Raw genomic sequence first — 12,497 nt, 5'->3', positions numbered from 1 at the left:
AATGCTTGAATAAGAAGAAAGACCCAACGCTTATCTGGCTTGCGATGCCTTAGGCAGGTAGTGCAGCACGGCGCGGTTCTCTTTGGTGAAGTATTTCTTGGCTACCCGTGTGAGGTCATCTTTGGTCACGGCCAGAATCTTGTCCAGTTCCGTGTTGATGAGGTTGGTGTTGCCGTACAGCGCGTGGTAAGAAGCCAGTTTCTCGGTACGTCCTTCCAGCGTGGAAATGCCGTTGATGTAGTCGGTCTCCATCTGGTTGCGCAGTTTCTGGAATTCCTGGTCAGAGATGGCCTCGTTTTTCACGCGCTCAATCTCGGCATCCATGGCACGCTCCAGGTCATGGACATCTACCCCCTGGTTCGCGATGCCCAGGTTGATGAACAGCCCCGGGTCTTCCATGGACAACGGAATAGAAGCCACCGTCACTGCTTTCTGTTGCTTGTCTACCAAGGCTTTGTTCAGGCGAGAACTCGGGCCCCCAGAAAGCAAGGTGGTAAGCATGTTGATGGCATAAGAATCCTCTGATCCCTGGGCCGGAATGTGGTAGGCTTGTACTACTGCCGGCAACTGGATGTTGTCAAACACTACTTTGCGGCCTTCTTCTACCTGCGGGGGCTCCACCACCGTAGGACGCGGAATAGTGCCCGTTCCCTTCGGAATGCTGCCGAAATACTGCTCCACCCACTGTTTGGTCTGGTCTATGTTCAGGTCACCGGCAATGGTCAATGTGGCGTTATTGGGCACGTAGAAGGTCTTGTAGAACTGCTGGAACTCCCGCATAGAAGCCCGGTCTATGTACTGCGCAGACCCAATAGGAACCCAACGGTACGGATGCACCGAGTACGCCGTGGCGAAGGTGTTTTCCAGCAGGGAGCCATATGGCTGGTTGTCAATCCGCTGCTTTTTTTCTTCTTTTACTACCTGGCGCTGCGTCTCAATGCCCTGTTGATCGATCTTGGCGGCCCGCAGGCGGTCGGCTTCCATCCAGAGGCCCAAGGCCAGTTGATTTGAAGGAAGAATCTGGTAGTAGTACGTGCGGTCAAAGGAGGTGTTGGCGTTCACGGCCCCACCCGCGCTCTGGATCATGTTGATGTACTTGCCGCGCTCTACGTTCTCTGAGCCTTCAAACATTAAATGTTCAAAGAAATGCGCGAAACCCGTACGGTCGGCGTTCTCGTTCTTGGAACCCACGTGGTACATCATGGTCACGGCCACAGTAGGCGTGGTTTTGTCCTGGTGCAGGATCACGTGCAGACCATTTGGCAGGTCGTACTCCGTGAACTGAATTTTGTTGCTTTGTGCGCTCGCCATCAGGCTGGCACCCAGCAACAGGATACTCAAAAGTTTACGTTTCATTCAAAAAGCGTTAAAAAGAAAAAAGGGTCGTTCGGTTAGTTTGGCGCGTTTTTGGCTTAGTTTCCGGAAAACGTCCTTAAAATTAAGGCAATTTTTTTACAAACTGTTCCATATGCCTGATTGCCTACCAGATAGTTTGTCTTTTTTAGGTATGATTAAACCAACAGCGTAATATCTACTCTAATCTGTAAACCAAATAAAGCAAATCCATAGTATGAAAACCCTGCAAAAATTAATTAAACTAGCTTTCCTGTTTGTAGCCCTGTTGGCAGGCACTTCAGCCTTCGCCCAGCAAACCCAAGGTGCCCAAGGCCACGGACGCGCCCGGCTTTCGCCAGAGGAGCGAGCCATGATGCAACTGCAGCGCTACGAGAAGCAACTGGAGCTCACGCCTGAGCAGAGCATCAAAATCAAAGCCATCGTTTTACAATCTGCGCAGGACATGGAGAAAATGCGGGCCGCCGGTGGTCGTCCAGACCGTGCCGCCATGCAAGCCGAAGCCCAAAAGCGTGCTTTAGAAATCAATGCGCTTCTAACCCCGGCACAGCAGGAGAAATTTGCCAAGATAGTAGCTGAGCAGCTGGAAAGAGGCCAAGGTGGCGGTGGTGGCCAAGGTGGTCCGCGCCGCGTCAAAAGCCCAGGAGACATTTAGTAAATTTCATTTTTTGAAAGCACGAAGGCCGGGGAAAACTCCGGCTTTTTTGTGCTTATTGGTGTAATGCATACTGGTAGGGGCAATCCCTGGTGGTTGCCGTTGCGTTTGCCCCGCAATACAGGTTGTTGGTGATAACACCAACAACGGCAGACGGCAGTAGGCTTCTTGATGCATTACAATACCTGATTGCACCCCTTTGAAGGAAGTGGGGATGACGAAGCCGTTTTCAGCGTGGTTACTGGAAAGGGCAACCACCAGGGATTGGCCCAACAAGGCTCTAATCATTCCATTTTGACCCTCTTTTCCAGAAAACAGCCTTAAAATAGAATGACCCTTCTCGGCTTGCCATTGCCTTGAGAAGAACCTATCTTACCGGCAGAATCCACCGCTGCCGTCTGCCACTATGAAATGGATAAAAGCCATTCTTGCCGTTTTATTAACCGTTTTAGTCATCTATGGCTTAAACCGTACCTATGGCGTGGTTCCGGCGCTGGGGCCGTTTCTGAGCCCCTATGAAGGCTTCTGGCGCAGCGGTTCTGATGACGATTTCGCCTCTGAGGAACTGACGCTGGACGGATTGAAAGCCCCGGTGCAGATCAGGTTCGATTCTCTGCGGATACCGCACATTTTCGCGCAGAACGACCATGACCTGTACTACGCCCAGGGCTATCTCACGGCCAAAGACCGGCTGTGGCAGATGGAGTTTATGACGCACGCGGCGGCCGGCCGGTTGTCTGAGATCATTGGCGACCGAACCCTTGAGATGGACCGTTACCAGCGCCGGATGGGCATGATGACCTCGGCAAGGAAATCTTTGGCGCGGATGATGGCAGACCCGCAGAGTCGGGCAGTGATAGAAGCCTATTGTGCCGGGGTGAATGCCTATATCGGGCAACTGGCGCCGCATGAGTATCCGTTTGAGTACAAGCTCCTGCACTATGCCCCCGAGGAATGGGCTCCATTGAAGATTGCGTTGCTTTTGAAGATGCTGGCCTATGACATGACCGGCTTCTCAGATGATCTGCGCATGACAAACAACCTGCGCAAATACGGCTCAGACATCATACAAGACCTGTTCCCCGATTATCCTTTCCATGAGGAGCCCATTGTGCCGGTGGGCACCCGGCAGAGGTTTAAACCACTTCCCATTCCGCCTGCACCCACCGAGTTCATGCCCAAGGTTGCTTTTCATACGCTGGAGCGCCAAAAACCCGAGAACCTGGGCAGCAACAACTGGGCGGTGGCGGGTGCCCGCACAGCCAGTGGTTATCCATTGCTGGCCTCAGACCCGCACCTGAACCTGACATTGCCTTCTATCTGGCACGCCGTGCAGTTGCATGCGCCGGGTATCAATACCTACGGAGTGGTGATTCCGGGGGCACCGGGCGTGGGCATCGGGTTTAATGAGCAGATTTCCTGGGGCATTACGAACGTGGGAGCCGATGTGCTGGACTGGTTCGAGATCAAATTCAAGGACGGGAAACGGCAACAGTATTGGCATGATAACCAATGGAAACCGGTGCGCCGTGTGGTAGAGGAAATCCACATCAAAGGTGGGCAGACCATCTTAGATACCGTGCTGTACACGCACCACGGGCCGGTGGCCTACCTGCCCAATGAAAAGGCCTTCAGAAGTGGCAACACCCCCGTGGGGCACGCACTCCGCTGGACGGCACATGACACCCAGAATGAGCTGAAAACCCTTATCCTGATCAATCGGGCCAAAACTTTTCCTGAGTTCAGGCAGGCGCTCACCACCTGGGCCGCCCCGGCCTTCAACTTCCTGTACGCCGACACCCAGAACATTGGGGTGGTCTCCAACGGATTGTACCCCTTGAAGTGGCAAGGGCAAGGCAAGTTCCTGCTGGATGGTTCCAACCCCGCACATGACTGGCAGGGCTGGATACCCATGGACCAGGTGCCGCAGGTGCTCAATCCCAACCGTGGGTTTGTGAGCTCTGCTAACCAGACGCCGGTGAGCCCCAAAGATTACCCGTATTACCTGGGTTCTAACTTTGCCGGATATGAGCGAGGAGCCCGCATCAACCAGCGCCTAGCTTCCATGACCCAGGCCGCGCCAGACAGTTTCAGGCTGCTCCAAACCGATACCTACAGTTTTGTGCCCCAGAACGTGCTGCCCACCATGCTCCGGCTGATCAACCAGGATTCCCTTTCGGGTACCCAGAAGAAGGTTTTCCAGACCTTGGCTGCCTGGGACTACCGCTTTGAGCCCGATAAGCTGGCCCCTTCGCTTTTCGAGGAATGGTGGCAAACCCTTGCCCGCGCTATCTGGTCCGATGACTTCCCGCCGGCCGAATTCAAGGCTCCCGCCCGCGACCGTTTGGTGCAGATGATCCAGCAAGTGCCTAGAAGCCGATGGTACGATGACGTGACTACCCCTCAGAAAGAAACCCTGGCCGATCTGGTCAACGCCTCTTTCAAAAAGGTAACCGACAGTTTGGGCGTGGGCGGTTCGCAATGGCAGTGGGGAAACGCCAGAGATTCGCACATCCGGCATTTGGCGCAGTTACCGGGCTTCGGGCACCAGTTATTCGCAGGCGGAAGCGCCAACTCCATCAATGCCCTCAACGGTAGCCACGGACCGTCATGGCGCATGGTGGTGCAGTTAGGGCCTCAGGTGCAGGCCTGGGGCGTGTATCCCGGCGGGCAAAGTGGAAATCCGGCCAGCCGTTTCTACGACAATTTGTTAAACGACTGGCAAAACGGGAAACTGCACCGGTTACTATTCCTGCGGTCGGCCAATGATCAGCCGGCAGCTACTTCCGTTCACTGGACTTTAAAGAAAAACTGACATGCTCTTCATTCTGATTCTTCTCCTCGGGTTATTGGTTCAGTTCTTTCTGCCGTGGTGGACTCTGGCCCTGGTTTGTTTCGGGTTGGCGTTCTGGAAGGCGCGCTACGGCGGGCAGGCGTTTCTGTCGGGTTTCCTGGCTATCGGGTTGACATGGCTGGGTGCGGCGCTGTTCTGGCACGTGGTCACCGATGGCGTTCTCAGCGGGCGAGTGGCCACCATGCTCACCGTGAATTCACCCTGGATTCTCCTGATAGTGACCGTGCTCATTGGCGGGGTAGTGGGTGGACTAAGCGCTTTGTCTGGATACTTGGTGCGGCAGCTGTGGGAAAAGTCTGTTTAGAGGTTGTTTTCAGGAAAAGAAGCGGAAAACAGAAAGAGGTGATGGCAGAAGGAATCTGCTCGTATAAAGGGAGAAAGTAATTGGTTGTAGAGGGTAGCCTTTCCGAGTTTGTTTTAGGGAAGCTCCTGCGTTTTAAGCCCATTCTTTCTAATTTGCCTCGAAACCAACAGGCGTTTTTCCTTTTTCTGCTGCTTTGATTTTTCTTGCTGTTTTCCTCCGCATCCTTTCCAACCCGTTGGCCAATGTTTTCCAGAAGCAGCTTACTGCTATGGGTAGCCTGCCGTTGCTGGTAAACTTCAATACCTATTTCCTGCTGAGCGTGCTTTGCGTTTTCCCAGCCCTTGATACAGATTGGCTTGCACTGCCGCTGGGGTTTTGGGGCTACTCGCTTTTAGTGGGCTTGTTTGGGGCGTTGGGGAACGGTTTTCTGGTGCGGGCCTTGCAAACGGGAGACCTGTCGGTGCTGGGGCCGGTGAACGCGTACAAATCGGTGGTGGGGTTGCTGGCGGCCATGGTGCTACTGGGCGAGTTCCCGAATATCTGGGGCGCGTTGGGAATCATGCTCATCATTGGTGGAAGCTATTTTGTGCTGGATACCACCGATGAAAAATTCTCCTGGAAACTTCTGAAGCAACCCAGTATCCAGTTCAGGTTGTGGGCCATGGTCTTTGCGGCCATAGAAGCCGTGTTCATCAAGAAAACCATTCTGTACTCCTCGCCCACGGTTTCCTTTATCAGCTGGTGCTGGTTTGGCGCGCTGTTCTCTGGCATCGTGACGTTCTGGGCAGCGGCGCATCGGCAGCAATGGAAGCAGGAGTGGGTAGCGGGCAAACTGAAGCGGTACGCCCTGCTGGTTTTCTGCATCGGGCTGATGCAACTGACCACCAACTACGCCTTTGAGCAAATGCCGGTAGGCTATGCGCTTTCTCTGTTCCAGCTTTCCACGCTGGTGAGCATTGGCCTGGGTTACCGGTTCTTCCAGGAAACCAACATCCTCAAGAAAACCTTCGGCGCCATCATCATGGTGGCCGGATCGGTGATGATCATTCTGCTGAAATAGTCCTGATGATAGTCCTGAGTTCTGAGTCTTGAGTCCTGAGTCATTTTTCCTAAATTGACTTACCCTTGTGTGTCTTGGCGTTTTTGCCCTGTTTCCTCTAAAACCTGCTTAAATCAACTGGTTTCTACCTAACTCAGAACTCAAGACTCAGAACTTTTCCAGGTTTTTTGAAAAAAAATCTGGAAACCGCTGTAATGACTTCCGCACTCCGTCGTCTCTGTTAATGAATGGACTTACAAGAGTTTAAAACCAAGGTACTCCCGGCCAAACAGAAGCTGTATAGAATGGCGCTGTTCCTGTTGCAGAACAAGGAAGAGGCCGAGGATATCTTGCAGGATGTTTTCCTGAAACTCTGGTCCAACAAACACAAGCTCCACGCTTACGCCAGCATTGAGGCGTTTGCCATGAGCATCACCAAGAACCTGTGCCTGGACAAACTCAAGAGCCGCAAGCACAAGCACATGGTAGATGTAGTGGACCTGGAGCTGAACTCCGGCGAAGCCAACCCGTACCAGCGCTCCGAGCTATCGGACCAGGTAAGCAAGGTGCAGGAGCTCCTGAAACTCCTGCCTGAGCAGCAGCGCCTGATTCTGCACCTGCGCGATGTGGAGGGCTACGCCTACGAAGAGATTGAGCAAGTGACGGGCATCAACGTCAACGCCATCAGGGTGGCGCTGAGCCGAGCCCGGAAAAGTGTGCGCGACGGACTTTTAAAGATGGAAAACTATGCAGTTTGAGCAGATAGAAACCTTGCTGGAGAAATACTACAACGGCGAAACCTCGCTGGAAGAAGAAAGCCAGCTGAAACGCTTTTTCCAGCAGACCAAACTTTTGCCAGATCACCTCAAACCCGAGGCTGCGCAGTTCCGGCACTACGCCCAGGAGCAAAGCGTGGAAATGGACAAGTTCTTAGCCGATGACTGGTTGTTTGAGAAGATAGAAAACCCGGTATTGGCCGTTCAGGGAAGCAGCCAGAAGACGGAGAGTACCAGTTTCTTCAAAACCTACGTGTGGCAGATAGCCGCCAGCATCAGTCTGTTGATCGTGGCGTTCTGGGCCGGAAATTACTTTCAGCAAACGGGGAGTGTATCCTCATCTGGCGAGGCTCAGGTAGTGGCCCTGGAACAGAAAACCCAGGAACGTAAACCGGAGGTAGAAACTGCTGCCTCGGTAGAGAACCCAATGAATACCGCTATCTCTACAGTAAACCAGGAGCGGGAAGAAGAAACGTATTCTTCCGCCCGGAGGCAACCAGCCAAACCAGTGTTGGTGGCAAGTTCTACTGTCAGAAGTTCATCGGCGAGTGACCGGTTGCAGTTGGTGAGCCAGGACCTCAAAACCGAGGGACTTACGCCCCAGGAAAGCAAAAAAATTATTAAGCTGCTGGTGAAAACCATGAACCAGGACGGGAACCTGAACGTGCGGCTGGCCGCCTGCGAAGCCCTCTACCAGTTCAAAGACCACAAAGAAGTACGCAAGGCGTTCATCCATGCCCTGGGTACCCAGACCGAGCCGCTCATGCAACTCACCCTCATTGAGATGGTGGTCAAACTTAAAGAGGCCACCGCGGTCCCACAGCTGGAGATGCTCATGCACAAAGAAGATTTATTACCTATTGTCAAATACAAAGCACAAGAGGGCCTCGGAACCCTTATCTAACCACGCATATACTTCTACTTCCATGAAAAAAACAATTGTACTGGCATGGGCCGTGCTCATGCTTGCCGGGAACTGCCTTGCCTCAGAAAACACAACTGCCGCCTATAGACAAACCATCCCGGCTGCTGGGGGTGGCAAACAGGAAAATGCCCCGCGCACTTACAAAGTGAAGCTGGGCAATGGCAAAGACGCGCGCGTGCAGCTTTCCATGTTCAGCAGTGACGTAAAGATTGTAGGGCACTCCGGTGATGAGGTGATCATTGAAACTCGCGATTACAGCGCCCCTCCTAAACGGGCCGAGGGCCTGAAACCGCTCTATAACCAGGTAGAGGACAACACCAATCTGGGCTTATCAGTTACCAAAAACAGCAACACCCTTTCTATCACCAAGGCTTCCAGGATAGACGCGGAGTATACCATCAGAGTCCCCAGGAATGCCGCTGTGGTGTACAAAGAAACCAACTGGCAAGGAGGCGATGTCTCCATCGCGGATATGAACGGGGAGATTGAACTGAAACTCAACAACTCAGAGGCGACCCTAACCAACGTTTCGGGCCCGGTGATCGCCAACAACACCAGCGGTACCATCAAAGTCATTTTCTCTTCCCTGGACCAGAGCAAGCCCAGCGCTATTTCTACCGTGAGCGGTGACATAGACATCACCTTGCCAGCCAAAGATAAGGCGAACTTCAAGCTCAAGTCTATGCAAGGCGAAATCTACACCGACTTTGACATTGAAATGAACCGCAAAAAGGGCAATGACGAAGAACTGGCCTTGCTTGGCGGCGGCGGCGACATTGCCGGCAAAGTCAACGGCGGAGGTGTGGAAATGAGCATCCAGACCATCACCAGCGACATCTTCATCCGGAAAAGAAAATAATCTCTCAGGTACCTAAAACCAACCTTCTTATGAAAAAGCTATTGCTGATAGCCCTGCTGCTGTGGGGTGCCGGGAATCTCTATGCCCAGAAAAAAACGATTGAGAAAACCCTGGACGTGCCCGCCTCCAAGAAAGTGCACCTGAATCTGAAATTCGGGAACGATGTAAAAGTGACCGCCTGGGACAAAAAAGACGCCTACGTGAAAGTGACTTACGAGATCAACGGCGGCCAGCTGAACCAGGCCCTGCTGGTAACCTTTGACCCCGGCAAAGACCAACTCAAAGTCATCGCCGACCTGGACGAAAAGCTCCTGAAGAACAGCACCTACGAAGGCGATTGCCCCGGCGGGGCTACCACCAGTTTCGGGAACTACTCTAACGGCAAGATGAAAAACGGAGTCTGCACCCGCATCGACTACGAGATCTTCCTTCCCCGCGAAACCAACCTCACCTTGGAAACCATCAACGGCGACATTGAACTGCGCGGCCTCACTGGCACTGTCAACGCAAAATCCATCAGCGGGTTTGTAGACATGGACTGGTCTACCCAGAAGGGAGCCAACGTGGCCCTGAAAACCATCACCGGCGAAGTTTACTCTGACCTTTCCCTTGACCTCCCCGAAAAGAAGCAGGAAACGCCCATGGTAGGTTATCAGCTCAAAGGAAAAGTCAACAACGGCGGCCCCGCCATCCAACTGGAAACCATCAGCAACAACATCTACTTCCGGAAAAAGAAATAACCGTTTCGGGGCTATTTTCCCAGAAGCAGCCCCGAAACACTATTCCCTCTTCCAAGCTCTAAAGTCTGGGATGATTCCCTTTGCTGATCAGTGTTGTAGGGCGCCTAATGAGATTGCCTAGTACACTCTCGGTTGTCGGTGTTTTTCCACATACTTCAGGCTAAGGAGCAATGCGTACGACGTTACCGTGTAACGTCGCTACAGAATAATTCGGAGATGCAGCCTCGTTACACTGTAACGAGGTGGTGCGGCAGAGGATTGCCCCTTTTCTGATGATTACAGCCGCAATAAAGACTCCGTTGTGGTGTGTTCTCAACAATAACCAAAATGATCTCCGCCACCAAATAGGGAAACCACAAGGAGTTGCCCCTACTCCAAATACCCTTCCGCTTTTAGGCTGATTTCCTGAAAACCACCTGAAAACGGCCTCTCGCTTTTCACGGCGCATCTGCTGTCACTCCTTCTCTATTCTCCTATCTTATTCCATATTTCTATGAAAAAAAGAGCTCTCTTTTTGCTGGTATCGCTATGCCTGTACTTTTCGGGCTGGGCACAAATTGCAGTTGCGCCGCTGGCAGATGCCTCGGTGAAGATCAGTGGAAAAATCACCGGCACCTTACTTGATTCTGCATCGGGCAAGCCGGTGGAATTTGCCACGGTGGCCTTGTTGCTGGGAGGTAATCGCCAATCAATAGACGGAACTTTGACCAATGGACAAGGTAAGTTCACGTTTGGCAGGGTTCCCGAGGGTGAGTATCTGCTTTCGTTCAGCTTTGTAGGGTACCGGGGCAAGACCATCGGGCCGGTGGCGGTGACAGGCAAAGCAGTGGAGGTGGAATTGGGGCAGATGCTGCTGAGCCCGGCGGAAAACAAGCTGCAGGAGGTGACGGTGGTGGGGCAAAAACCGCTTATTGAAGACAAAGCCGACCGCCTGGTATACAACGCTGACCAGGACATCACCAATACGGGCGGCAACGCCACCGATGTGCTCAAGAAGGTGCCCTCACTCACGGTAGATGTAGACGGCAATGTAGCTTTGCGGGGCTCTTCCAACGTGCGGGTACTCATCAACAACAAGGCTTCTTCTATCATGGCCACGAACCTGGCCGATGCCCTCAAACAGATTCCGGCAGACCAGATCAAAAGCGTGGAGGTGATCACCAGTCCATCGGCCAAATACGATGCCGAGGGTTCTGCTGGCATCATCAACATCATCACTAAAAGGAAGTCGCTGCAGGGCCTGACCGGGAGCGCAGGGCTGACGGCGGGTACCCAGAACAGCAGTATTTTCAGCAACCTGAGTGTGCGCCGTGGCAAAATGGGCGTGAACCTGGATCTGAGCAGTTTCCGGTATTCTGTGCCCAAAGGGTACGGAATGTACCGGCAGGAATATGTAGAGGGCGAGGACATCATCACCATTCAAGACGGCGATGGACGGGTGCATGGCGGCGGCGGATCGGCGCAATTGGGGCTGGACTATGACCTGGATTCTATGAATCTGTTCTCCATAGGCCTTAAGCTGAACACGGGGCGTTACCAGGGCAACAGCGCGCAGGAAACCACTACCAGCCAGTCCGGGCCTTTCCAGTACATCCGGAACACGAACAATTACCAGTTTATTCCTCTGGGCGCCGACCTGAACCTGGAGTACACGCGCGTGTTCAAACCGCAGCAGGAATTGACGTTTTTGGCGCAGTTCAGCCAATCTGACCATGAAAACTTCGTGAACCAGGACCGCTTCACCCAGGAAGAGCAGCTTTTTTACCTGCAGCGCAACACCAACGAGAACAGCAACCGCGAGATCACCTTTCAGGCAGATTACGGCCATCCGTTCAGTGATAAATCTACGCTGGAAGTGGGAGCCAAGGCCATCCTCCGTCGGGCTAATAGCGAGGCTAGGTATGACATCCGGTTTCCGCTGGAGAACCTTGAAACGCCCGAAGAAGACGTGTTCCATTACCAACAGGATGTGGTGGCGGGGTACCTTTCCTACGGCCTCACGCTGGGCAAGAACTTCTCCTTCAAAGCCGGTACGCGTTACGAGCAGACCCATCTGAAAGGCGATTTCACCAGCACCACCACCTTCCTGAACGAGACCTACCACACCCTTATCCCCAGTCTGACTTTATCCCGCACGCTGAAAGAAAACCATACCTTCAAGTTCAGCTATACTCAGCGCATCCAACGACCCCATATCTTCCTTCTGAATCCTTACCGTGACAACCGTGATCCTAAGAGTATTTTCTACGGCAATCCCAAACTAGACCCTGAGCTGACGCACCTGTATGAGGTGGGCTACAGCACGTTCTTCAAGACCAGTTCGGTGACCACAGCCCTGTACCTGCGGCAGATTGACAACGCGATTCAGCTAGTGACGGTGGGCATTGACCAGGGCGTGGCGCAGAATACCTTTGCGAACGCCGGCAAGCTGTTGAGTTACGGCCTTAACGTGTCTGGGGCAACCAAGCCGGTGCCGGCGCTCAGCCTCAACGGCAATGTGAACGTGTACTACAACCGCCTCAGCGGGCTGGGCACCCAGAATACCGGCTGGCAATACAATTTGAATCTGACCTCGGGTTACGAAGTAGGCAAAGGTGTCACAGCCCAATTCTCCGGAGGCTTTAACTCGCCGCGGGTGACGCTCCAGGGCAAGGCCTACTCCTGGCAGTACTACAGCTTGGCCGTGAAGAAGGAGCTGTTTGAGAAGAAAGGCAGCCTTACCCTGAGCGTGAATAATCCCTTTACTAAATCCATCAATTACGGAACCGAAACCAGTACCGAGACCTTCTTCCAAACAAACGAGAACCGCAACTTCAACCGGTCGGTGCGGCTCAGCTTTGACTACAAGTTTGGCCAGCAGAACGCAAGCAAGGCGCCCCGAAAAAAGAAAGCCATCCGGAACGATGATATGAAAGAGGGCGGATAAAAGTTGTTTTGGATATGATTTCTGGAAAACAGGCCTTAAACCGAAAATGCATCGGTTCTTTCTGGC

At 53.1% G+C, this 12,497-nt stretch carries 10 protein-coding genes; 9 read left to right on the top strand and 1 reads right to left on the bottom strand.

The window, feature by feature from the left end:
* Positions 1-30: 30 nt before the first annotated feature.
* On the bottom strand, positions 31-1,356 hold the full coding sequence (locus tag EFB08_RS18955) for a M16 family metallopeptidase (RefSeq protein WP_123128530.1): 1,326 nt from the start codon (positions 1,354-1,356) through the stop codon (positions 31-33).
* A 214-nt stretch (positions 1,357-1,570) separates the two neighbouring features.
* Between EFB08_RS18955 and EFB08_RS18950 the strand changes: the two genes are divergently transcribed.
* From EFB08_RS18950 to EFB08_RS18905, 9 genes are all read left to right on the top strand, one after another.
* Positions 1,571-2,008, top strand: coding sequence for a hypothetical protein (locus tag EFB08_RS18950; protein WP_123128529.1), 438 nt, complete (start codon positions 1,571-1,573; stop codon positions 2,006-2,008).
* Positions 2,009-2,414: 406 nt separating this feature from the next.
* A complete protein-coding gene (locus EFB08_RS18940; protein ID WP_123128527.1) occupies positions 2,415-4,823 on the top strand; it encodes a penicillin acylase family protein in 2,409 nt (802 codons plus the stop codon).
* A 1-nt stretch (position 4,824) separates the two neighbouring features.
* The gene (locus tag EFB08_RS18935; RefSeq protein WP_123128526.1) at positions 4,825-5,166 is read left to right on the top strand and encodes a hypothetical protein; all 342 of its coding nucleotides are present in this window, start codon (positions 4,825-4,827) and stop codon (positions 5,164-5,166) included.
* Positions 5,167-5,359: 193 nt separating this feature from the next.
* Positions 5,360-6,226 (top strand): DMT family transporter, encoded by an 867-nt coding sequence (locus EFB08_RS18930; protein WP_227006412.1) that lies wholly within the window; start codon positions 5,360-5,362, stop codon positions 6,224-6,226.
* Between the two features lie 227 nt (positions 6,227-6,453).
* Positions 6,454-6,963 (top strand): RNA polymerase sigma factor, encoded by a 510-nt coding sequence (locus EFB08_RS18925; protein ID WP_123128525.1) that lies wholly within the window; start codon positions 6,454-6,456, stop codon positions 6,961-6,963.
* Positions 6,953-7,885: a HEAT repeat domain-containing protein gene (locus tag EFB08_RS18920; protein WP_123128524.1), complete on the top strand. Its 933-nt coding sequence runs from the start codon at positions 6,953-6,955 to the stop codon at positions 7,883-7,885. Before EFB08_RS18925 ends, EFB08_RS18920 begins: the two co-directional genes overlap by 11 nt.
* A 22-nt stretch (positions 7,886-7,907) precedes the next feature.
* Complete coding sequence (locus EFB08_RS18915; RefSeq protein ID WP_227006411.1) at positions 7,908-8,765, top strand: DUF4097 family beta strand repeat-containing protein; 858 nt, start codon at positions 7,908-7,910, stop codon at positions 8,763-8,765.
* A 29-nt stretch (positions 8,766-8,794) separates the two neighbouring features.
* Positions 8,795-9,505: a DUF4097 family beta strand repeat-containing protein gene (locus tag EFB08_RS18910; protein WP_123128523.1), complete on the top strand. Its 711-nt coding sequence runs from the start codon at positions 8,795-8,797 to the stop codon at positions 9,503-9,505.
* A 493-nt stretch (positions 9,506-9,998) separates the two neighbouring features.
* Positions 9,999-12,431, top strand: coding sequence for an outer membrane beta-barrel family protein (locus EFB08_RS18905; protein WP_123128522.1), 2,433 nt, complete (start codon positions 9,999-10,001; stop codon positions 12,429-12,431).
* Positions 12,432-12,497: the final 66 nt, after the last annotated feature.

The sequence above is a fragment of the Rufibacter latericius genome, assembly GCF_003721515.1.
GTDB lineage: Bacteria > Bacteroidota > Bacteroidia > Cytophagales > Hymenobacteraceae > Nibribacter > Nibribacter latericius.
This window is presented reverse-complemented; position numbering and strand designations above follow the sequence as displayed.